This is a genomic window from Variovorax sp. AB1(2024) (assembly GCF_037482385.2).
Taxonomy (GTDB): Bacteria; Pseudomonadota; Gammaproteobacteria; order Burkholderiales; family Burkholderiaceae_C; genus Variovorax.
This window is the reverse complement of record NZ_JBBHKP020000001.1, coordinates 3,201,025-3,221,963: the sequence shown is the minus strand read 5'-3', so window position 1 is coordinate 3,221,963 and position 20,939 is coordinate 3,201,025. Positions and strand designations below refer to the sequence as shown.

At 67.5% G+C, this 20,939-nt stretch carries 24 protein-coding genes; 10 read left to right on the top strand and 14 right to left on the bottom strand.

The features are described from left to right. Nucleotides 1-73: 73 nt before the first annotated feature. From WIX39_RS15030 to WIX39_RS15015, 4 genes are all read right to left on the bottom strand, one after another. On the bottom strand, nt 74-997 hold the full coding sequence (locus WIX39_RS15030) for a pirin family protein (protein ID WP_409195317.1): 924 nt from the start codon (nt 995-997) through the stop codon (nt 74-76). 162 nt (nt 998-1,159) lie between these two features. After that, on the bottom strand, nt 1,160-1,711 hold the full coding sequence (locus tag WIX39_RS15025) for a flavodoxin family protein (protein ID WP_409195316.1): 552 nt from the start codon (nt 1,709-1,711) through the stop codon (nt 1,160-1,162). A gap of 138 nt (nt 1,712-1,849) precedes the next feature. After that, nucleotides 1,850-2,266, bottom strand: coding sequence for a DoxX family protein (locus tag WIX39_RS15020; protein WP_409195315.1), 417 nt, complete (start codon nt 2,264-2,266; stop codon nt 1,850-1,852). Nucleotides 2,267-2,343: 77 nt separating this feature from the next. Then, a complete protein-coding gene (locus WIX39_RS15015; protein ID WP_081270110.1) occupies nt 2,344-3,045 on the bottom strand; it encodes a pirin family protein in 702 nt (233 codons plus the stop codon). A gap of 161 nt (nt 3,046-3,206) precedes the next feature. Between WIX39_RS15015 and WIX39_RS15010 the strand changes: the two genes are divergently transcribed. From WIX39_RS15010 to trmB, 4 genes are all read left to right on the top strand, one after another. Next, entirely contained in the window at nt 3,207-4,160 is a 954-nt protein-coding gene (locus WIX39_RS15010; protein WP_081270111.1) for a LysR family transcriptional regulator, read from the top strand. 118 nt (nt 4,161-4,278) lie between these two features. Further along, nucleotides 4,279-5,379, top strand: a complete 1,101-nt coding sequence (locus tag WIX39_RS15005) for an NAD(P)/FAD-dependent oxidoreductase (protein ID WP_081270112.1) — start codon at nt 4,279-4,281, stop codon at nt 5,377-5,379. Nucleotides 5,380-5,386: 7 nt separating this feature from the next. Further along, nucleotides 5,387-6,289 carry a tRNA glutamyl-Q(34) synthetase GluQRS gene (gene gluQRS, locus WIX39_RS15000; RefSeq protein WP_106934846.1) on the top strand — a complete coding sequence of 301 codons (903 nt, stop codon included), beginning with the start codon at nt 5,387-5,389 and terminating at the stop codon, nt 6,287-6,289. Beyond that, on the top strand, nt 6,289-7,044 hold the full coding sequence (gene trmB / locus WIX39_RS14995) for a tRNA (guanosine(46)-N7)-methyltransferase TrmB (RefSeq protein WP_106934847.1): 756 nt from the start codon (nt 6,289-6,291) through the stop codon (nt 7,042-7,044). Before gluQRS ends, trmB begins: the two co-directional genes overlap by 1 nt. A 22-nt stretch (nt 7,045-7,066) precedes the next feature. Here trmB and WIX39_RS14990 read toward each other — a convergent pair whose 3' ends face one another. Continuing rightward, nucleotides 7,067-7,354 carry an energy transducer TonB gene (locus WIX39_RS14990; RefSeq protein ID WP_409195314.1) on the bottom strand — a complete coding sequence of 96 codons (288 nt, stop codon included), beginning with the start codon at nt 7,352-7,354 and terminating at the stop codon, nt 7,067-7,069. Nucleotides 7,355-7,421: 67 nt separating this feature from the next. Here WIX39_RS14990 and WIX39_RS14985 point away from each other — a divergent pair, with 67 nt between their 5' ends. Together WIX39_RS14985 and WIX39_RS14980 are read left to right on the top strand one after the other, a co-directional pair. Next, nucleotides 7,422-7,625 carry a hypothetical protein gene (locus WIX39_RS14985; protein WP_159053618.1) on the top strand — a complete coding sequence of 68 codons (204 nt, stop codon included), beginning with the start codon at nt 7,422-7,424 and terminating at the stop codon, nt 7,623-7,625. 9 nt (nt 7,626-7,634) lie between these two features. Next, nucleotides 7,635-8,822 (top strand): ABC transporter substrate-binding protein, encoded by a 1,188-nt coding sequence (locus tag WIX39_RS14980; protein WP_106934849.1) that lies wholly within the window; start codon nt 7,635-7,637, stop codon nt 8,820-8,822. A 26-nt stretch (nt 8,823-8,848) separates the two neighbouring features. Here WIX39_RS14980 and WIX39_RS14975 read toward each other — a convergent pair whose 3' ends face one another. Beyond that, complete coding sequence (locus WIX39_RS14975; RefSeq protein ID WP_081270117.1) at nt 8,849-9,571, bottom strand: Crp/Fnr family transcriptional regulator; 723 nt, start codon at nt 9,569-9,571, stop codon at nt 8,849-8,851. Between the two features lie 118 nt (nt 9,572-9,689). Between WIX39_RS14975 and WIX39_RS14970 the strand changes: the two genes are divergently transcribed. The 3 genes from WIX39_RS14970 to WIX39_RS14960 all read left to right on the top strand — a co-directional run bounded on the left by WIX39_RS14970 (nt 9,690) and on the right by WIX39_RS14960 (nt 13,495). Next, a complete protein-coding gene (locus WIX39_RS14970) occupies nt 9,690-10,280 on the top strand; it encodes an HD domain-containing protein (protein ID WP_081270118.1) in 591 nt (196 codons plus the stop codon). Between the two features lie 18 nt (nt 10,281-10,298). Then, complete coding sequence (locus WIX39_RS14965) at nt 10,299-11,066, top strand: class II aldolase/adducin family protein (protein ID WP_081270119.1); 768 nt, start codon at nt 10,299-10,301, stop codon at nt 11,064-11,066. Between the two features lie 143 nt (nt 11,067-11,209). Beyond that, entirely contained in the window at nt 11,210-13,495 is a 2,286-nt protein-coding gene (locus WIX39_RS14960; RefSeq protein ID WP_106934850.1) for a glycoside hydrolase family 3 N-terminal domain-containing protein, read from the top strand. A gap of 18 nt (nt 13,496-13,513) precedes the next feature. Here WIX39_RS14960 and WIX39_RS14955 read toward each other — a convergent pair whose 3' ends face one another. Continuing rightward, nucleotides 13,514-13,867, bottom strand: coding sequence for a hypothetical protein (locus WIX39_RS14955; protein WP_106934851.1), 354 nt, complete (start codon nt 13,865-13,867; stop codon nt 13,514-13,516). Nucleotides 13,868-14,042: 175 nt separating this feature from the next. Here WIX39_RS14955 and WIX39_RS14950 point away from each other — a divergent pair, with 175 nt between their 5' ends. Beyond that, nucleotides 14,043-14,393, top strand: coding sequence for a VOC family protein (locus tag WIX39_RS14950; protein WP_106934852.1), 351 nt, complete (start codon nt 14,043-14,045; stop codon nt 14,391-14,393). A 19-nt stretch (nt 14,394-14,412) separates the two neighbouring features. On the opposite strand, the gene WIX39_RS14945 is transcribed toward WIX39_RS14950, so the two are convergent. The 7 genes from WIX39_RS14945 to urtC all read right to left on the bottom strand — a co-directional run bounded on the left by WIX39_RS14945 (nt 14,413) and on the right by urtC (nt 20,912). Beyond that, a complete protein-coding gene (locus WIX39_RS14945; RefSeq protein ID WP_106934853.1) occupies nt 14,413-15,711 on the bottom strand; it encodes an aspartate carbamoyltransferase in 1,299 nt (432 codons plus the stop codon). Nucleotides 15,712-15,823: 112 nt separating this feature from the next. Next, nucleotides 15,824-16,174 carry an alpha/beta hydrolase gene (locus tag WIX39_RS14940; RefSeq protein ID WP_081270124.1) on the bottom strand — a complete coding sequence of 117 codons (351 nt, stop codon included), beginning with the start codon at nt 16,172-16,174 and terminating at the stop codon, nt 15,824-15,826. Between the two features lie 160 nt (nt 16,175-16,334). Continuing rightward, complete coding sequence (locus WIX39_RS14935; RefSeq protein WP_081270125.1) at nt 16,335-16,676, bottom strand: zinc ribbon domain-containing protein; 342 nt, start codon at nt 16,674-16,676, stop codon at nt 16,335-16,337. A 14-nt stretch (nt 16,677-16,690) separates the two neighbouring features. Then, nucleotides 16,691-17,923: a formamidase gene (gene fmdA, locus WIX39_RS14930; RefSeq protein WP_081270126.1), complete on the bottom strand. Its 1,233-nt coding sequence runs from the start codon at nt 17,921-17,923 to the stop codon at nt 16,691-16,693. Nucleotides 17,924-17,962: 39 nt separating this feature from the next. Then, a complete protein-coding gene (gene urtE, locus WIX39_RS14925) occupies nt 17,963-18,652 on the bottom strand; it encodes an urea ABC transporter ATP-binding subunit UrtE (RefSeq protein ID WP_106937481.1) in 690 nt (229 codons plus the stop codon). Nucleotides 18,653-18,960: 308 nt separating this feature from the next. Then, a complete protein-coding gene (gene urtD, locus WIX39_RS14920) occupies nt 18,961-19,704 on the bottom strand; it encodes an urea ABC transporter ATP-binding protein UrtD (protein ID WP_081270127.1) in 744 nt (247 codons plus the stop codon). A 17-nt stretch (nt 19,705-19,721) separates the two neighbouring features. After that, nucleotides 19,722-20,912 carry an urea ABC transporter permease subunit UrtC gene (gene urtC, locus WIX39_RS14915; protein WP_106937482.1) on the bottom strand — a complete coding sequence of 397 codons (1,191 nt, stop codon included), beginning with the start codon at nt 20,910-20,912 and terminating at the stop codon, nt 19,722-19,724. Nucleotides 20,913-20,939: the final 27 nt, after the last annotated feature.

Below are 20,939 nucleotides of genomic sequence, written 5' to 3'. Positions count from 1 at the left end.
CGAACCTGCTCTCCGCTCCACGAAGAACAAGGCCCGCTGATGCGGGCCTTTTTCATTTTCAAGCGGGCCTGTCTCAGACAGGTGTGGTGCCGGTGTCTGGCTCGCGCACGCCGAAGGGCTTGCCCGGCAGCGGAATGAACTCGGTTTCTCCGGGCACGTGGCCCATGCGCTGCGCCGCCCAATCGGCACCGGCCTCGAGGATGCGCTCGCGCCGGCTGGAAACGAAGTTCCAGGTGATGTAGCGCGGCCCATCGAGCGGCTCGCCGCCGATCACCATCAGCCGCACGGCGGTGTCGGCCGTCAGCACCGCGCCCTGCCCGGCGGGCAGCACGGCCATGGTGTGCGCGGCCACCGGTTCGCCGTCGACGCTCGCGTCGGCATCGACCGTGTACACGGCAAGTTCCGGCGCCAGCGCGGGCAGTTCGAAGCGGCCGCCGGCCGGCAATGCGATGTCGAGGTACAAGGTCTGCGACAGCGTCTTGACCGGCGAGCGCACGCCGAAGGCTTCGCCCACCAGCACGCGCACGTCGACGCCCTGCACCACCACTTCCGGGATGGCGCCGGCGGGCGTGTGTTCGAAGCTCGGCTCGACCTCTTCATGCGCCTGCGGCAGCGCGGCCCACAGTTGCAGGCCGTGGTTCTCGTAGGTGTCGGCCTTGAGGCGGTCGGGCTTGCGCTCGGAGTGCACGATGCCGCGCCCCGCGGTCATCCAGTTGATGGCGCCGGGCAGGATCTCCTGCACGCTGCCGAGGCTGTCGCGATGCATCATCGCGCCCTTGAAGAGGTAGGTGACCGTGGACAGCCCGATGTGCGGATGGGGCCGCACGTCGTGCTCGCTGCCCGGCACTTCGGTGGCGGGGCCGAAGTGGTCGAAGAACACGAACGGCCCGACCGAACGGCGCTGCGCCGCCGGCAGCAGCCGCCGCACCTTGAAGCCGCCGCCCAGGTCCTTGTCGTGCGGTCGAAGCAGTTGAGTCTCTGGAATGGCGTCGGTCATCGTGTTCTCCGTGATGAGTGAGTGATCGGCTTCGTTCGTCGCGGCCCATTCGCGGCCCATTCGCGAGGCAGCGCGGAACCGGCTTTGCCGGGCCGCCGGTGTCGCCCCCGGTGACGGGGTTGGCGAAGCGACACACGAAGTGCGCGAAGCCTGGGGGTGGTTTCAACCCCGCGGCTTTGCCACCGCTGCGATGCGCTCGCCGAATGCGCGGGCGGTGTCGAAGTCGCCCTTGAGCATTTCGGCGGGGCTGGCGTCGGAGGGCGATTGTGTCAGCAGGCCGCCGTAGCCGCCCACGTAGTTCATCGAGTCGCGCGTGGCGGCCTTGTTGTTGGTCGGCAGGATGCCCATGCTGACCCAGATGCCGCTGTGCTGCATGGCCAGGGTCCAGAGGTAGGTCAGCGTGGTGACCTTGTCGCCGTTCATGGTGGCGCTGTTGGTGAAGCCGGCGAAGAGCTTGTCTTTCCAGCCCTGCGTGTACCAGACCTTGGACGAGGCGTCGGCGAACTTCTTGAACTGCCAGCTCACGCCGCCCATGTAGGTGGGCGAGCCGAAGACGATGGCGTCGGCCGCGGCCAGCGTTTCCCAGCCGCCTTCCGGCAGGTTGCCGTCGGCGTCGATGGCGAGCAGTTGCGCGCCTGCGCCGTCTGCCACGGCTTGCGCCACGCGTTGGGTGTGGCCGTAGCCGGAATGGAAGACGATGACGATGTTTGCCATGAGATTTTTCTCCGAGATCAGATGAATGTTCGTTGTTCGGGGTGCTCTGCGCAGCGAAATAAAGGAGGAGCCCGAAGGGCGGGGGACATTCGCGGAGCAGAGTACCCCGTCGGCGTGATCGCCCCGCCAGACTCAAGCTTACTTTTTATCGATGCTGAAACGACCGGCACCGAAGGCTGCGAAAGCAAGCAGGCCGCCGGCGATCGCGATGTTCTTGTTGAAGTTGATCTGCTGCATCATCTTCATCGCTTCAGGTGCGGACCAGTACTTGTGGAAGAACAGCGCCGTCGCAACGGTGAAGATCGCCATCACGATGGCGGTCCAGCGCGTCTTGAAGCCCAGCAGCAGCGCGATGCCCAGGCCCAGCTCGATGATGATCGCGATCACCGCGGCCACCTCGGGCAGCGGCAGGCCGGCGGAGGTGATGTAGCCGACAGTGCCGCCGAAGCCCATGATCTTGAGGAATCCAGCGGGAATGAACAGGTAGGCGATCAGGATGCGGCCGATCAGCGCCAGCGTGTCTTGTGCCGAATTGGTGGTGTTTGTGGTTGCCATGTTCGAAGAACTCCTCGGTTGTTGAAATTGAAAAAGGAACAGAAAAAAGCCGGGCGACAGGCGCCCGGCGAGGGGGATCAGGCGGCCAGGTCGAACACCAGCACTTCGGCGTCCTTGCCGTCGGCCAGCGTCAGCTGCGATTCGCCCTCGAGCATCGCGGCGTCACCGCCCGCGAGCTTCTGGCCGTTCACTTCGAGCTCGCCGCGCACCAGGTGCACATAGCTCTTGCGCGCCGGGTCGAGCGCCAGGCTGGCTTTTTCCTCACCGTCGAGCAGGCCGGCGTAAAGGCGTGCGTCGGCATGCACCTTCACCGAGCCGTCGCTGCCGTCGGGCGAAGCCACCAGGCGCAGCTTGCCGCGCTTCTCGGCGTCGCTGAACTGCTTCTGCTCGTAGCCGGGCTCGATGCCGCGCACGTTCGGCTGGATCCAGATCTGCAGGAAGTGCGTGGTCTCGTCGGCCTTGTGGTTGAACTCGCTGTGCATCACGCCGCGGCCCGCGCTCATGCGCTGCACGTCGCCGGGCGGAATGCTCTCCACGTTGCCCATGCTGTCCTTGTGCGCCAGCTCGCCCGACAGCACGTAGCTGATGATCTCCATGTCTTTGTGGCCGTGGGTGCCGAAGCCGGCGCCCGCCGCCACGCGGTCTTCGTTGATCACGCGCAGGTTGCCGAAGCCCATGTGGGCCGGGTCGTAGTAGTTGGCGAAGGAAAAGCTGTGGAACGAGCGCAGCCAGCCATGGTCGGCATAACCGCGTTCCTGTGATTTACGGACTTGCAACATCGTCGAACTCCTTTTGGCCCTGCCCCGTGGGGATGAACGGGCCTTCTTCGTATGCCGCGCCGGATGCGCAGCGGATGTAAAGGACTTTAGGTCCGCACCCCGTTCGGAAAGACGCCGCGTTTTGATGGCACCATTCAAATAATTTGATCAATGGATCCACGATGCCCAGCCCCCGAGATGTACTGACCCCCGACGCCCTGGCCATGCTCCAGACCGTGGTCGCCACGGGCAGCTTTGCCGCCGCCGCGCGCACGCTGGACCTGGTGCCCAGCGCCCTGAGCTACCGCGTGCGGCAGATCGAGGACGCGCTCGACGTGCTCCTGTTCGACCGCAGCGCGCGCCAGGCGCGGCTGACCGAGGCCGGCGCCGAACTGCTGCGCGAGGCCGACCGGCTCCTCCATGAAATCGACGCGGTGGCCAACCGGGTGAAGCGGGTGGCCACCGGCTGGGAGCCGATGCTGACCATCGCGGTCGACAGCGTGATCGCGCGCGACCCACTGCTCGACCTGGCCACCGCCTTCTTCGCGCTCGATCCGCCCACGCGGCTCAAGCTGCGCGACGAGACGCTGATGGGCACCATCGAGGCACTGACCAGCGGCGAGGCCGACCTGGCGATCGGCGCGGTGCTCGACGCGGCCAGCCTGGCCTTCACCGCCACCGGCATCCGCAGCCGGTTGATCGGCGAGCTGCGCTTCGTCTATGCCGTGGCGCCGCACCATCCGCTCGCACGCCTGCCCCAGCCTCTGAGCGACGCCGTGATGCGCGAGCACCGCGCGGTGGCCGCCGCCGACTCCACGCGCCACGGCACGCCGATGACGGTCAACCTGATGGGCGGGCAGGACGTGCTGACGGTGCCGAGCATGCAGGCCAAGATCGCGGCGCAACTGCATGGGCTGGGCGGCGGCTTTCTTCCCGAGCCGATGGCGCGGCCGTACATCGAGGCGGGGCACCTGGTCGAACTGAAGACCGAGCGCATGCCGCCGCTGGGCGCCCTGCACTGCGCATGGCGCGTGCGCAGCGCCGGCAAGCCGGGCCGAGCGCTCGAATGGTGGCTCGCGCAGTTCGAGCATGAAGGCACCCGGCGCGCATTGCTCGAACGGCACCGCGGTCGATGAGCATGACCCGGAATCGCGCCGCCGCGCTAAGGGTGTGCCCTCAGGCAAAGCCCCCTGCGGACCGATGTAGAGTGCAGACACATCCAACCGTCTCCCATCCAGAAGAAAAGAGTCCGTCATGACCTCTCGCGCAACTGCAAAACCCGCCGACCGCCACCGAACTCCTGCCACCCCGCGTTCCACGCCCCCGTCACGGCACTACGCCGTCGTCGGCGCCGGCATTGCCGGCGTGGCTTGTGCCCGAACCCTGGTGCAGGCCGGCCACAAGGTCACGGTGTTCGAGCGCGAGGCCACGGCCGGTGGCCGCATGGCCAGCGTCGACACCGCTTTCGGCCGCTTCGACAGCGGCGCCCAGTACTTCACCGTGCGCGACCCGCGCTTCGCGCTGGCCCTCGAGAACACGCCCGGCGTCTGCAAGCGCTGGAGCGCCAACCTCGTGCGCGTGCTCGACGCCCACGGCCGCGTGGCCGAGGCCGCCCTGCCCTCGCTCGAATCGCACTGGGTGGCGCAGCCCGGCATGGACGCGCTGGTGGCCCACTGGGCCAAGCCGCTGGGCGACAGCCTCGTCACCGGCACGCAGGTCACGCAGATCGAGCCCGATGCGCTCGACCCCAAGCGCTGGCAGCTGCGCACCGCGGGCGCCGACGACTCCCTTCACGTCTATTCCGGTTTCGACGCCGTGCTGCTCGCCGTGCCGCCTTCTCCCGCGCGCGCGCTGCTGGATGGCGACAGGCTCTCCGCCCGGCTCGCCGCCAAGGTCGAGCCGGTGCGCATCGCGCCGTGCTGGACGCTGATGATTGCCTACCCCCAGGCCAACCAGCCCAACATGTCGCATCTCGGCCCGCAATGGAACGCGGCGCGAAGCACCCACCACCGCGTGGCCTGGCTGGCGCGCGAATCGTCCAAGCCCGGCCGCGAGCCGGTCGAGCGCTGGACGCTGCAGGCCAGCGCCACCTGGTCGCAGGAACACCTGCGCGACACGCCCGCGCGCGTCGAAGCCAAGCTGCTGCGCGCCTTCGCCGAGATCACCGGCATCCATGCCACGCCCGCGCACGCCCAGGCGCTGCGCTGGAACGAAGCCCAGACGCAAGTGCCGGTGGGCACCACGCACCTCTGGGATGCCAAGGCCCGCATCGGCGTGGCCGGCGACTGGTGCATCGGGCACCGGGTGGAAGACGCCTTCGTCTCGGGCCTGTCGCTCGCACTCGCCGTCATCTGAACGGGAGATGAGGGAGACCGGCCGCTTCGCCCCCTCGCCCACCGGCCCGCTGCACGCGGGCTCGCTGGTGGCCGCGCTTGCAAGCTGGCTCGACGTGCGTGCGCGCGGGCCGCAGGCACGCTGGCTGGTGCGCATCGAAGACGCCGACACCGAGCGCTGCCTGCCCGGCATGGGCGAGCGCATCCTCCGGCAGCTCGCCGACTGCGCCTTGCTGCCCGACGAGCCCCCGGCATGGCAGACGCAGCGCACCGCGCACTACGAGGCCGCGCTGGCCCGGCTGCAGGAACTTGGGCTGGCCTACCCCTGCGGCTGCTCGCGCAAGGACATCGACGAGGCGCTCGCGCGGCTCGGCCAGCGGCATGAGCGGCACGGCGAGCGGGTGTACCCCGGCACCTGCCGCGACGGCCTGCACGGCAAGCCGGCACGCGCCTGGCGCTTTGCCACAGAGAAATTCGCGGGTGGCGAAATCTGCTTCACCGACCGCCGCCTCGGCCGCCAGTGCCAGGACGTCAGCCGCGAGGTCGGCGACTTCGTGCTGCGGCGCGCAGACGGCCCCTGGGCCTATCAGCTCGCCGTGGTGGTCGACGACGCCGACCAGGGCGTGACCGACGTGGTCCGCGGCGAGGACCTCACCGACAACACGGCCCGGCAGATCCTGCTGCAGCGCGCGCTCGGCTTTCCCACGCCGACCTACCTGCACACGCCGCTGGTGCGCGCAGCCGACGGCGACAAGCTTTCCAAGCAGAACGGCGCCACCGCCCTCGACACCGGCACGCCGGCAGCCGCGCTGGCCGCGCTCGACACCGCCGCGCGCGTGCTCGGCCTGCGGCCCGCCACGGCCACCGATTGCGCGGGCGCGCTGGCCGCCTGGGTGCCCGAATGGCGCGATCTCTACAATTCGCGGCCGTAATGAACCTTCCCGACACCGTGCCCAACGACCTCCCGCGCAGCGAAGAAGCGCCTGCCCCCGACGACGCGGACAAGCCGCATCCGCTGCATCGACGCCTCAAGAGCTTCGTGAAGCGCGGCGGCCGCACCACCGAAGGCCAGGCGCGCGCCTTCTCCGAACTGGGCCCGCTGTACCTGGTGCCCTACAAGCCCGAGCCGCTCGACCTGACGGCGGCCTTCGGCGGCCGCGCCGGCCCCACGGTGCTGGAGATCGGCTTCGGCATGGGCGAGGCCACCGCGCACATCGCGACGGTGCTGCCCGAGACCAACTTCTTCTGCTGCGAAGTGCACGAGCCCGGCGTGGGCGCGCTGCTCAAGCGCATCGGCGAGCAGTCGCTGTCGAACATCCGCATCTGCGCGCACGACGCGGTCGACGTGCTCGACCACATGCTGCAGCCCGGCACGCTGGCCGGCGTGCATGTGTTCTTTCCGGACCCATGGCACAAGAAGCGCCACAACAAGCGCCGCCTGATCCAGCCCGAATTCGTGACCAAGCTCGCGCAGCACCTGCGCTCCGGCGGCTACATCCACTGCGCCACTGACTGGCAGCCCTATGCCGAGCAGATGCTCGAGGTGCTGTCGGGCGAGCCTCTGCTGCGCAACACGGCCGAGGGCTACGCGCCCAAGCCCGACTACCGCCCGCTCACCAAGTTCGAGAACCGGGGCATCAAGCTGGGCCACGGCGTGTGGGACCTGGTGTTCGAGCGCAAGGCCTGAAACGCCGGTCCCGGCTCGCTGCCTAGTCGAGCAGGAACGTGAGCGGCACGCGCATCTGCGTGCGCACCGCGTGCCCGCCAGCGTCGCGCGCCGGCTCGAAACGCCATTCAGGCACCACGGCGAGCACCGCCTTGGCGAACAGCGGGTGCGAGGCGTACTCGATGCGCACATTCTCGGGGCGCCCCGACTGGCCGACCACGAAGACCAGCACCACCCGGCCCGGGATTTCCTGCCGAGCCAGTTCAGCCGGATAGGCAGGCGGACGCTTCTTCAGTGCCACCGCCTGGGTCACCGCGCCATCGCTGGCCACGGCTTCGGGCGGGCGGAGCGGCGCAGGCGGCGCAGTCGAAACCGGCGGTTCGGGCGGCGCGGCAATCATGATTTCCGCAGCAGGCGCTTCCGCCACCGTGGGCGGCCCGGGCCGCACCGCCTCCGGCGCTGTCGCCATGCATCCCGCCAACACGAACGACCCGCACAAACCGATCCATCTGACAGCTCTTTTCATCCACGAATTCTGTCGCCGGTTCCTTGCCTTCCGCCATGGTCCTGAAATTGCTACACTTTTTTACTACCGTAAATAAAGGTGTCTCATGAACACGTCACGCAGGGATTGGCTGGGAAAAGCATACGGTGCACTGCTCCTGGGCAACGGCCTGGGCCTGGGCAGCGCAGCAGGACCCGCACTGGCGCAAGCCACACGCTCGTCAGCATCGGCTGCCGGCGCGCCACGGGTGGTGCTGCTGGGCCAATCGGTGCCGCTTACCGGCACCGCCTATGAGATCGGCACCGCATTCGCCGCCGGCAGCCGGCTGGCGGTGAGCGATTTCAATGAACGCAACGCCGCCAGCGGCCTGCAGCTGAAGCTGCTGCAGCTCGACGACGGCTATGACGCCGCGCGCGCCACCGCGAACGCGCGCACCCTGCTGGCCACCCACAAGGCCGACATGCTGTTCGGCTTCGTCGGCACCGCCAGCAGCGAAGCCGGCGCCAATGTGGCCACGCAACAGGGCAGCCTGCTGTTCGCGCCCTTCGCGGCCTCCGACGCGCTGCGCGGCGCCGACCACCCCAACGTGTTCCACGTACGCCCCGGCATGATCGACGAGGCCCTGAAGATCGTGCGCCAGTGCGCCACCGTGGGGCAGACCCGTGTCGCGCTGGTCGGCGACGACGACGCCATGGGCCGCGCCGGCCTGGCGGCCGTGCAGCAGGCCGCGAGCGAACTCAAGCTGCCGCCGCTGGTGGCGACCGCGCTGGTGCCGGCCGACGGCGGCAAGCTCGACGCCGCGCTGAAGGCCGTGCAGCAGCAGTCGCCCCAGGCCATCGTGCTGGTGTCGCTTTCGGGCACCACGGCCAACGCCATCCGCAAGCTGCGCAAGAGCGGCTACACGGGCAACTTCATGGCCTTCTCGATCGTCGGCATCGACCCGCTCTACGCCACGCTGGGCAAGGACATCGGCGGCATCGTCATCTCGCAGGTGGTGCCATCGCCCCGGCCCTCGGCCATCCCGATCGTCAAGGAGTACCTGGCGGCGGTCGACAACTCCGACCAGACCGCGTCTTACGAAGGACTCGAAGGCTTCATCGCCGCCAAGGCCGCCGGCGAAGCGGTGCGCCGCGCGGGCAAGGGCTTCAGCAGCGCGAGCCTGCAGCGCGTGATGACCGGCATGACCGACTACGACGTCGGCGGCTTCCGCATCAACCTGCGCCCGGGCCTGCGCGACAACGTGCGCAGCATCGACCTCATCAGCATTTCATCGGACGGCCGCGTGCTGCGCTGAACCGCGAGCACGCATCGAACGTCACCTCAGCCGGTGCGCACCAGCGCCTGCAGCGCATCGAGCGACAGCAGCTCGATGCGCCCGTAGCCCAGCGCAACCACGCCCTCTGCCGCCAGCGCATTGAGCTCCTTCGACAGCGTCTGGCGCGTCACGCCGAGCATCATCGCCAACGCCTCCTGCGGCAGCGCCACGTTGCTGCGCGTGTGCGGCGACTGCGTGGCGTCGCCGCGCGCCAGCACCAGCAGCCGGTGCGCCACGCGGGCGCGCAGGCTGCGCAGCGTGGCGTCTTCGGCCAGCCCGTAGAGCATGCGCACGCGCGCGGCCAGCATCGCCGCGATGGCGTTGGCGAACACGCCGTCTCGCATCAGCTGCACGAAGGCCTCGGGCGGCACCACCAGCAGGTCGAGCGCTTCGAGCGCGGTGGCGTCGTGCGTGCGCGGCGAGCCGTCGATCAGCGTGATCTCGCCGAACCAGTTGCCGGGCTCCAGCACAGCCAGGATGGCCTCGCGCCCGTCCTGGCGCAGCGATGAAATCTTGATGCTGCCGGCCACCAGCCCGTAGAAGCCGCCGCCCGCCGCGTTGATGGTGTCGCCCTGGCGGAACACCATGGCGCCGCGCCGCACATGCAGCAGTTCGGCCGCGCCCACCAGCGCTTCGCGCTGCGCGCGCGGAATGCTGGTGAACCACGGATTGCCTTCCAGCGCCGCGCGGTGCGGGGGCGAAAGCCGGGTTTTGGGAGCAGCGGCCATGGGCGGGGAGCCGCGCGAGGCGGGGGTTTACCAGAACACCGCATTGTCAAATTCTTGACAGTTCAGCGTCAAGCACGGGCATACAGTGGCCGCTACCCCAAGTACGGAGACTCCCACGATGAACGCACGCGCAAGTTTCAAGAGCATGCAGGAGAGCACGCGCGAAGACTGGCAACTGATCGGCGGCGAATTCATGCAGTTCACGGGCGGCCTGCCCGCGCGCGTGATCAAGCATCTGCAGATCCTCGAGGGCGACTACGGCGGCTTCCCGGTCGACCGCTACACCCATTCGCTGCAGACCGCCACGCGGGCCCTGCGCGACGGCCGCGACGAGGAATACGTGGTGTGCGCGCTGCTGCACGACATCGGCGACACGTTGGGCAGCTTCAACCACCCCGACATCGCCGCCGCCATCCTGAAGCCCTTCGTGAGCGAGGCCAACCACTGGATGGTGCAGAACCACGGCATCTTCCAGGGCCACTACTTCTTCCACCACATCGGGCTGGACCGCAACATGCGCGACAACTTCAAGGACCATCCGCACTACGAGCGCACGGCCGAGTTCTGCGCGCTCTACGACAACCCCGCCTTCGACCCCAAGGCCGAGACGCTGCCCATCGGCGAATTCGAGCCCATGCTGCGCCGCGTGATGGCGCAGCCCAGGCAGAGCATCTACAAGGCCGCGCTGACCGAACCCGCGGCCGCCTGACATCGACAAGAGGAAACCATGAACGCCTTCTCCCAACCCGAAATCCAGAAGCTCGTCTCCGCCGAGGAGTGGCAGCTTCGCGTCGACCTCGCCGCCTGCTACCGCCTGGTGGCGCTCTACGGCTGGAGCGACCTGGTGTTCACGCACATCAGCGCGCGCATCCCGGGCCCGGAGCATCACTTCCTGATCAACCCCTACGGCCTGATGTTCGACGAGATCACCGCGTCGAGCCTGGTCAAGGTCGACCAGCAGTGCAACAAGATCATCGACTCGCCCTACCCTGTGAACCCGGCGGGCTTCGTGATCCACAGCGCGGTGCACGCCGCGCGCGAAGACATCCAGTGCGTGCTGCACACCCACACCAAGGCCGGCATTGCCGTGAGCGCGCAGAAGAACGGCGTGCTGCCCATCAGCCAGCAGTCGACCTTCGTGCTGGCATCGCTGGCCTATCACGACTACGAAGGCGTGGCCTTCCGCGACGACGAGAAGCCGCGCCTGCAGGCAGACATGGGCAACGCCAACTTCCTCATGCTGCGCAACCACGGCCTGCTGACCTGCGGCAAGACCATTGCCGACGCCTTTCTGTCGATGTACACCTTCGAGAACACCTGCCAGATCCAGATCGCGGCGCAATCGGGCGGCAGCGAACTCACGCACGTGAACCCGAAGATCGTCGAAGGCGTGGGCCAGGCCATGAAGGTGCAGACCGGCGGCCTCGGCGGCTCGTTCGTCTGGCCTTCGCTCATTCGCAAGCTGGACCGCATCGACGACAGCTACAAGCAATAAGCCACGCCGGCGACCGGTTTCCACGGCTGCCACCGCCTGCGCGACGGGTGTTGGCGGCCATTTTTTTGCCTTGCCACGCGGCTCGGGACAGCGCGCATCCATTTCTGCCGGGGCGACGGCCGCCATCTGCAGAATAGAGGCCCATGCACGTCCGATTCCCGCGCCCTTCGGCGCCCTCTTTCGCCCCCGCCTGCGCCCTCCTGCTCTGCCTCGCGCTCTTCCTGCCCGCCGCATCGGCCGCCCCCGACGCGGCGGACGCCGATGCCCGCATCGAGGCGCTCATCGCCCGCATGACGCCGCAGGAAAAAGCCGGGCAGCTCAGCCTCTACGGCCCGGCCGAGATCGACACGCCCAACAACCCCCAGGCCGGCTGGCGAAACGCGCAGCAGGAAACGGCCGACGTGCGCGCCGGCCGCCTCACCGGCCTGTTCAACAACGCGGGCCTCGAAGGCAAGCGGCGGCTGCAGCAGATCGCGGTGAAGGAGTCGCGGCTGGGCATTCCGCTGATCTTCGGCGCGGACGTGATCCACGGCTTCAGAACCATGTTCCCGATGCCCCTGGCCGAGGCCTCGAGCTGGGAGCCCGCGCTGGCCGAGCGCACGGCGCGCGCCGCGGCGGTCGAGGCCACGGCCGATGGTTTCCGCTGGACCTTCGCGCCGATGGTCGACATCGCACGCGACGCACGCTGGGGCCGCGGCCTGGAGGGCGCCGGCGAAGACGTGCTGCTGTCGAAGCGCTTCGCCGCCGCCCGCGTGCGCGGCTTCCAGGGGAGCGATCTTTCGCGCCCCGACGCGATGCTGGCCACGCCCAAGCACTTCGCGGCCTACGGCGCGGCCGAGGGCGGGCTCGACTACAACGTGAGCGACATTTCGGAGCGCACCTTGCGCGAGGTCTACCTGCCGCCGTTCCGTGCGGCCATCGACGCGGGCGCGCTGTCGGTCATGAGCGCCTTCAACGAGATCGGCGGCATCCCCTCCACCGCCAACCGCGACCTGCTGACCGGCGTGCTGCGCGACGAATGGAAGTTCAAGGGCTTCGTGGTCTCCGACTACACCGCCGACGAGGAACTGGTCGAGCACGGCTACGCCGCGAACCCGCGCGAGGCCGCCAAGCAGGCCTTCCTGGCCGGCACCGACGTCAGCATGCAGAGCGGCCTCTACATGCGCTACCTGCCCGATCTCGTGGCCTCTGGCGAGGTGCCGATGGCGCGGCTCGACGAGGCAGTGCGGCGCGTGCTGCACGTCAAGCAGAAGCTCGGCCTGTTCGACGACCCGATGCGCGGCCTGGACGGCCCGCCCGCGTCGCAGCGCGCGGAAAACCCCGAGTTCCTTGCGCTGGCCCGCGAGTCGGCGCGCCGCTCCATCGTCATGCTGAAGAACGACCGCATGCTGCTGCCGCTGCCCAAGGCCGGCACGAAGATCGCGCTGATCGGCCCCTTCGCCGAAGGCACCGTCGACCTGATGGGCGCCTGGAGCCTGTTCCCCGGGCAGTCGGCACCCGTGGGCATCGACCAGGGGCTGCGCGCGGCGCTGGGCGCCAACTCGTCGGTCACCGTGGTGCGCGGCTCGGGCATCGGCACGGCACTGCCGGGCGGCATCGACGCCGCGGTGGCCGCCGCGCGCAACGCCGACGTGGTGGTGCTGGCCATCGGCGAGAGCGAGAAGATGTCGGGCGAGGCGCGTTCGCGCAGCGACATCGGCCTGCCGCAGGCGCAGCAGGACCTGGCCGAAGCCGTGGCGGCCACCGGCAAGCCGGTGGTCGTGCTGCTGAGCAACGGCCGCGCAATGGCGCTGAAGGGCGCGGTGCGCAACGCACGCGCCATCCTCGTCACCTGGTTCCTGGGCGTGCAGACGGGCGGCGCCATCGCCGACGTGTTGTTCGGCGACTTCAATCCCTCGGGCCGGCTGCCTGTGAGCTTTCCGCAGACGGCGGGCCAAGTGCCCTACTACTACGCCCACAAGCGCACCGGCCGGCCCTCACCCGAGAGCGCGCCGGGCATGTCCTTCAAGAGCCGCTATCTCGACGCGACCCACGAAGCGCTCTACCCCTTCGGCTTCGGCATCGGCTATGCGCCGGTGCGCTACGACGACGTGGAGCTGAGCCAGGAGCGCATCACCATGTCGGACACGCTGCGCGTGCGCGCCACCATCACCAACACCGGGCAACGCGATGCGGAGGAAGTGGTGCAGCTCTACGTGGCCGAGCGCGCGGCCAGCGTGACGCGGCCTGTGCGCGAGCTGAAGGACTTCCGCAAGCTGAGCATCGCGCCCGGTGCGTCGGCGCAAGTCGAATTCACGCTCACCAAGGACGACCTGCAGTTCATCGGCCGGGACATGAAGCCCACGGTCGAGCCCGGCGAGTTCGACCTGTGGGTGGCGCCTTCGGCTGCCGGCGGCATCCGCAAGCGCTTCGTTCTCACGCGCGACTGAACGCGGCCGCGCGCAGCTTCATTCGCCGGACGCGCTCGATGTGCTTGGCAGGTTCGCGGAAGCCACCGGCGGCGCCACCTGCGATTCCATGACCTCCGTCGGATGGATGCCGGTGTTGGCACGGATCGCGTCGGCCTGCACCTGTGCGCGGTCGAGGCCGCTCACGGCCGGCGCGGGCTGCGACTCCAGCACTTCGGTGGCGTGCATGCCGTTGTTGGCGCGCACCGCATCCGCGGACACCGCATCGCGCGACTGCGTCGAATGCGACATCTGCGGGTAGTCGGGATCGGCGCGCCCGCTCGCATGCGCGAACGAGGCCAGCACCAGCGCGGGCACTGCGGCAATGCACAGGGTAACGGTACGGACTTTCATGTCTGTCTCCTTGAGTAGTAGCGACGCTTTCACTCTAGGACGGCGCACTTATTGGCCTCTGAGGGGCTGCTTATGCTGCGGTGAGAGTCGGCTTAGAGGGCCGTGAGAGTTCGGTTAGCAGCGTGTGAGGACCGTATATTCGCGAATCAAAGGCCACCATCAGGAAGCCCACCCCATGAAAGTCAAGCGCATCGTCGCCAACATCGCCACGCCCGCTCCCGCGCGCGCCGCCGTTTTCTACAAGGACGTGCTCGGCCTCGACCTGCTCATGGATCACGGCTGGATACAGACCTACGGCTTGCAAGCGGAAACGGCTGTGCAGCTGAGCTTTGCGTCGGAGGGCGGCTCGGGCACGCCGGTGCCCGATCTCTCCATCGAGGTGGACGACGTGAACGAGGCCTTCGAGCGCATGAAGGCCGCGGGCTTCGCCATCGAATACGGTCCGGTCGACGAGCCCTGGGGCGTGCGCCGCTTCTACGTGCGCGATCCCTTCGGCAAGCTCGTCAACATCCTCGCGCACGCCTGAGCGGCTGCGCGGCGCCGGCTCAGTCGAGCCCGTGGAACACGCTGTCGTCAGGCCCGATGTGCGACGGCGGCGTCCATGCGGCGTCGCGCATGGAGCGGCTCACCAGCTTGTCCACGCCCAGCAGCGTGGCGAAGATCGCCATGCGCACCGGAATGCCGTTGTCGGTCTGGCGGAAGATGGCCAGGCGCGGGTCGTTGTTCAGGTCGGTGCTCAGGTCGTGCGAGCCGGGCCGGCCGTCGCGCGGCAGCGGGTGCATCACCACCACGTCCTGCTTGCAGGCCGACTCGATCAGCGCGCGATTGATCTCGAATGCGTTGTCGAAGCCTTCCAGCACCTCGTCGTTCGCGAAGCGCTCTTTCTGGATGCGCGTGGCGTAGATGATGTCGGCGCCGGCCAGTGCCCGAGCCGGCGTGGCGGCGGTTTCCACCACGTGGCCGTTGCGGCTCACGGCTTCCAAGATGGCGGCCGGCATCGCCAGCGAAGGCGGCGAGATCAGCGTGAACTTCAGGCCCTTGTACAGCGCGAGCAGCTTGATGAGCGAATGCACGGTGCGGCCGTATTTCAGGTCGCCGACCATCGCGACGTGCGCGCCGTCCACCAGCTTGCCCAGGCGCGAGAACTCGCGCTGGATGGTGTACAGGTCGAGCAGCGCTTGGCTCGGGTGCTCGCCCGGGCCGTCGCCGCCGTTGATGACCGGCACGTTGGTGGCGCGCGCGAATTCGGCGACCGAGCCCTGCTCGGGGTGCCGCACCACCATCGCGTCGACATAGCCGCCGATCACGCGGCTGGTGTCGTAGATCGACTCGCCCTTGGCCATCGACGAGAAGGTGAAGCCAGTGGTGTCGCACACCGCGCCGCCGAGCCGGCAGAAAGCCGCGCCGAAGCTCACGCGGGTGCGTGTGCTGGCCTCGAAGAACAGGTTGGCCAGCACGGCGCCCTCGAGCACGCGGCTGACCTTGCGCCTGCGCGCAATGGGCTGCATGACGTCCGCGAGCTGGAACAGTTCGTCGATGGCGTCGCGGTTGAGCTGGTTGACTGAAAGCAGGTGATGCGCCCCGCCAGTGGCCATGGCCTTGCGCAAGGCGCCTTCATGTGCGCTCTGCGTATATTCTTCGCGCCGACCGTCCGAAGCCAAGATTTCGCTCACGAAGCGCCGCGCGACCTCGGGCATGGCCCTGAATTCGTTGGATTCGTCTGGCAGGAGCCAGGCGTCAAGAGCCCTCCTCCGGCTGCCGATGCGTTCGGCAAAAGCGTCGCGCGTCATGTTGAGTTGACGCATCGCGTCGCGGAGGAGCACCTGCTGCGGCATGTTGTTCATGGGCCGCGAATATATACTCAATGCGTATATTTTTGAAACGCTGAAGAAAAATGAACTCCGGAAATGAAGAAAGGGCCGTGAGGCCCTTCTTCATTCCTGCTCATGCAACGGCTTACAGGCCGGCCTGGCGCGTGAACGACACGCTGGGCTTCTTGTAGGCTTGCGGCACTTCGTCGCGGTAGAACGCGCGGCGGTCGAGGCTTTGCAGCGGGTCGTGCGCCTTGGCGACGGCTTCGGCCTGCACGGTGGCGCGGTTGGCGGTCGACGTGAAGGCTTGTGCGCCGGCGCTGGCGGCATCGCTGTATTCGTTGCCTGCACGTGCGGCGGCAACGGCTTGCGGTGCCACTTCAGCGCGGGAAACGGACGAGTTCACGACGTGCACGCCGTCGTAGGTTTCTGCATGGGCTCCGGCGGCAGCCAGGAGCGAGAGGGCAGCGGCGGCGAGGATCTTCGAGGCATTCATTTCAATCTCCTTCAGGGCAGACGGTTGGTTGGTGAGGAGAAGTTTGATCCTGAATGACCCCAAAAAACGCTCGCGAAAAGAACCGCGGCGTTCACAGGATTGAAACAATCCGGGCCTTGAAAAGCGCCCGGTCAATAGGGGTTGCCCCTGCGAAACCGCCTCAGTGGCTGATCATCCACGGCCGGCGCGACGGCGCGGACTTGGCGCCGTTGGGCGCGGTCACCGTCGCGCCCCGCTTGCCCGAACCGCAGCAGCCACAGCCCGCCGGATGCTTGAAGCGCGCATAGTCCCGCGAGCTGCCCGGCTCGTGTCGCGCCCGCTCGTTGGTCTCCATGGCACGGCGCGTGCCCGACGCCATCAGCGCCAGCCGCGGCGCGGCCGAGAGCACGCGCGGAGAAGCCGTTCCGCAATCCGGGCAGCAGGCGGGTTCGTCTCGCAGCCCCGAGGGCCGCAGCGCCTCGAAGCCGCCGCATTGCCCGCAGGCGTAGTCGTAGGTGGGCATGGGCTGGCCGTCCTTCAACGCAGGTCGTGCGACAGCGGCATGTCGATGCTGCCGTCGATGAACTTCACCGGGCCCGATGCGTTCGGGTTGATGTCGAAGTCGAAGATGCCCGTGGGCAGCCACAGCGTGGCGCACGAGTTCGGCACATCGACCACGCCGCTGATGTGGCCCTGCACCGGCGCCGTGCCCAGGATCGAATAGGCCTGCGCGCCCGAATAGCCGAACTTCTTCAGGTACTCGATGGCGTTCAGGCAAGCCTGGCGGTAGGCCACGTTCACGTCGAGGTAGTGCTGCTTGCCGCTCTCGTCGACCGAGATGCCTTCGAAGATCAGGTAGTCGTTGTACTGCGGCGTGATCGGGCTGGGCTTGAAGATCGGATTCTTGATGCCGTACTTGGCCATGCCGCCCTTGATGAGCGTGACCTTCATGTGCACCCAGCCGGCCATCTCGATGGCGCCGCAGAAGGTGATTTCGCCGTCGCCCTGGCTGAAGTGCAGGTCGCCCACGCTCAGGCCCGCGCCGTCCACGTACACCGGGAAGAACACCTTGGAGCCGCGAGACAGGTCCTTGATGTCGCAGTTGCCGCCGTGCTCGCGCGGCGGCACGGTGCGCGCGCCCTCCGCCGCAGCCTTGGCGCGTGCCTCGCCGGTCATCTTGCCCATGTGGGCCGTGCCGGCGAACGGCGGGTTGGCCAGGCCGGGCACGCGGTCCGGGTCGGTGGCGATGAGCGCCTTCTCGCGTTCGTTCCACATGTCGAGCATGGGCTTGTCGGGCAGGCAGCCGATGAGGCCGGGGTGGATCAGCCCCGCGAAGTTGACGCCCGGCACATGGCGCGAGCTGGTGAACATGCCCTTGAAGTCCCAGATCGATTTCTGCGCCTCGGGAAAGTGATCGGTCAGGAAGCCGCCGCCGTTCTTCTTCGAGAAGAAACCGTTGAAGCCCCAGAGGCTGTCCTGCTTGGCGCCGATGTCGAGCAGGTCGACCACCAGCAGGTCGCCGGGCTCGGCGCCCTTCACGCCCACCGGGCCCGAGAGGTAGTGCACGGTGCTCAGGTCGATGTCGCGCACGTCGTCTGCGCTGTCGTTGTTCTTGATGAAGCCGCCGGTCCAGTCGAAGGTCTCGAGGATGAAGTCGTCACCGGGGTTGACCCAGCAGGCCATCGGGATGTCCGGGTGCCAGCGGTTGTGGATGTTCTCGTTCTCGGTGGGCGACTTGGTCAGATCGACCTTGATCAGCGTGTCCGTCATTTGCGGTGGCTCCTGGTTGGGTTGTGGTTGAACGGAAAATCAAACGGAGAGGTAGGCCTTGATGTGATCCACGTCGGTCTTGTCGCGCGCGGTCTCGTGCACGAGCCGCCCGCCCTCGATGACGAAGAGCCGGTCCGCCACGTCCATCGCGAAGCTGAGCACCTGCTCGGACACGACGACGGTGATGCCGCGCAGCTTACGGATCTCGTTGAGCGCCTTGGCGATGTCCTTGATGATCGAAGGCTGGATACCCTCGGTGGGCTCGTCGAGCAGCAGGACCTTCGGGTCGGTGACGAGTGCGCGCGCTATGGCGAGCTGCTGCTGCTGGCCGCCGGAGAGGTTGCCGCCCTTGCGGCTCTTCATGTCCCACAGCACGGGGAACAGTGCGTAGATTTCCTCGGGGATGCGGCGGGTCTTCGAGTTCTCCAGGCCGGTCTGGATGTTCTCTTCCACTGTGAGCGTGGGAAAGATCATGCGGCCTTGCGGCACGTAGGCGATGCCTTTTGCCACGCGGCGGAAGCTCTCGTCGCGCGACACGTCTTGCCCCGCCACTTCGATGCGCCCGCTCTTCAATGGCAGCACGCCCATCAAGCTCTTGAACAGCGTGGTCTTGCCCATGCCGTTGCGGCCCATGATGGCGATGGTTTCGTTGGCCTTGCCTTCGAACGAGATGCCGTGCAGGGCCTCGCTCTGGCCGTAGGCTACGTGCAGGTCTTGCACCTTCAGCATGAGGTTGCTCATATTGCTGGGATCCTTTGGGTTGTGTTCGGGGGGCTTGCACAGGCCATCGGGTACTCCCCTCCGCGAATGTCCCCCGGGCTTCGCCCTCCTCCTTTATTTCGCTGCGGGGAGCACCCGACGCCCTGTGCAAGGGGACACGCTGCTGGTGCACGACTGATCAACGACTGCGCCGTCCAACGCTCGCGTCGATGGGGTGCCTTGCGCAGCGAAATAAAGGAGGAGGCCGCAGGCCGGGGGACATTCGCGGAGCAAGGTACCCCATCGACGCGAGCGCGCCCTGAAAAACCGCGCGTCATCTAGTGCCCCAGATAAACGTCGATGACCTTGGGATCCGCCTGCACCTTCTCCATGGGCCCCTCGGCAAGGATCTTTCCCTGGTGCATCACGGTGACCTTGTGCGCGATCTGCTTCACGAAGGCCATGTCGTGCTCGATGACGATCACCGCGCGGTTCTGGCAGATGCGCTTGAGCAGGTCGGCCGTGAGCTCGCGTTCGCGCGCGCTCATGCCGGCAATGGGCTCGTCGAGCATCAGCAGTTCGGGCTCCTGCATCAGCAGCATCCCTATCTCCAGCCACTGCTTCTGGCCGTGGCTCAGCAAGCCGGCTTCGGTATCGAGGCGGTCCGCCAGGCCGATCTCTTCCGCAACCGCCTGCACCTTGGCCTTGACCTCGTCGTCGCACTTGAAAGCCAATGCGCCGAACACCGAGCGCCCCTTGGGGAACGACACCTCCAGGTTCTGGAACACGCTCAGGTTCTCGTAGATCGACGGGGTCTGGAACTTGCGCCCTATGCCAAGCCGCACACGCTTGTGCTCGGCCATCTTCGTGAGCTCGGTGTTCTTGAACTTGATGCTGCCGGCGCTGGCGCGCGTCTTGCCGCAGATCAGGTCGAGCAGCGTGGTCTTGCCGGCGCCGTTGGGGCCGATGATGACGCGCAGTTCATTGCGGTCGATGTACAGCGTGAGGTCGTCGATGGCCTTGAAGCCGTCGAAGGACACGGTGAGGTCTTCCACCGCCAGCGCGAAGTCTGTGTTGCTCATGAATGTGTGGCTCCGGTTCAGGCGCGCTGGCTGCCGACGCCTTCTGGCAGCGCGGGCTCGGGTGGTTGTGCTGCGGGCGGTACGGGTGCGGTTGATGCCGGCGGCTTGACGGCGGCATCGCGCAGCGCCTGTCGGCGCGACTTCCACCACGGGCGGATCTTTTCTTCCCACACCCCGGCCAGCCCCATCGGAAAGGCCATGGTCACGCCGATGAACAGGCCCGCCATCAGGAACAGCCACAGGTCGGGGAAGCTCTCGGAGAACAGCGTCTTGCCCGCGTTCACCAGCAGCGCGCCGTACACCGCGCCCACCAGGCTCATGCGTCCGCCGACGGCGCAGAAGATCACCATCTCGATGGAGGGCACGATGCCCACGAAGCTCGGCGACATGAAGCCCACCTGCAGCGCGAACATCGCGCCGCCGATGCCCGAGAGCCCGGCCGCGAGGCAGAAGATGAAGACCTTGAAGTTCGACACGTCGTAGCCGGAGAAGCGCACGCGGTCTTCCTTGTCGCGCATGGCCAGCAGCAGCGTGCCCAGCTTGCTGGTCTGGATCCAGCGGCACAGCAGGATGCTCAGCACCAGCAGGCCGACGCACACGTAATACAGCACGTACTTGGCGCCGTCGGTGCGCGTGTCCCAGCCCAGCAGTGTCTTCAGGTCGGTCATGCCGTTCACGCCGCCGGTGTAGCCCTGCTGGCCGATGATGAGCACGGTGCAGATCAACGCCACCGCCTGCGTGATGATCGCGAAGTACACACCACCCACCCGGCGCTTGAACATCGCGAAGCTCACGAGCCAGGCCAGCGCCATCGGCGCCAGCACCACCAGCGCGAGGCTCAGCGGCAGGCTCTTGAACGGCAGCCACAGCGTGGGCAGTTCGGTGATCTGGTTCCAGTCCATGAAGTCCGGGATGCCGGGCGTGGTCTGGATCTTGGTGGCGACGGGGTCGGAGGCTTCGAGCTTGAGGAACATCGCCATCGCATAGCCACCGATGCCGAAGAACACGCCCTGCCCCAGGCTCAGCACGCCGCCGTAGCCCCACACCATGACGAGGCCCACGGCCACGAAGGCGTAGGTGAGGTACTTGCCCACGAGGTTGAGGCGGAAGATGTCGAGCGACAGCGGCAGCACCACCGCGAGCAGCAGCACCAGGAGCAGCAGGCTGCCGAGCTGGTAGCGCTGGATCGAGGCCTTGATGAAATTCATCGGAACGTTCTCCTGCAAGGGAATCGG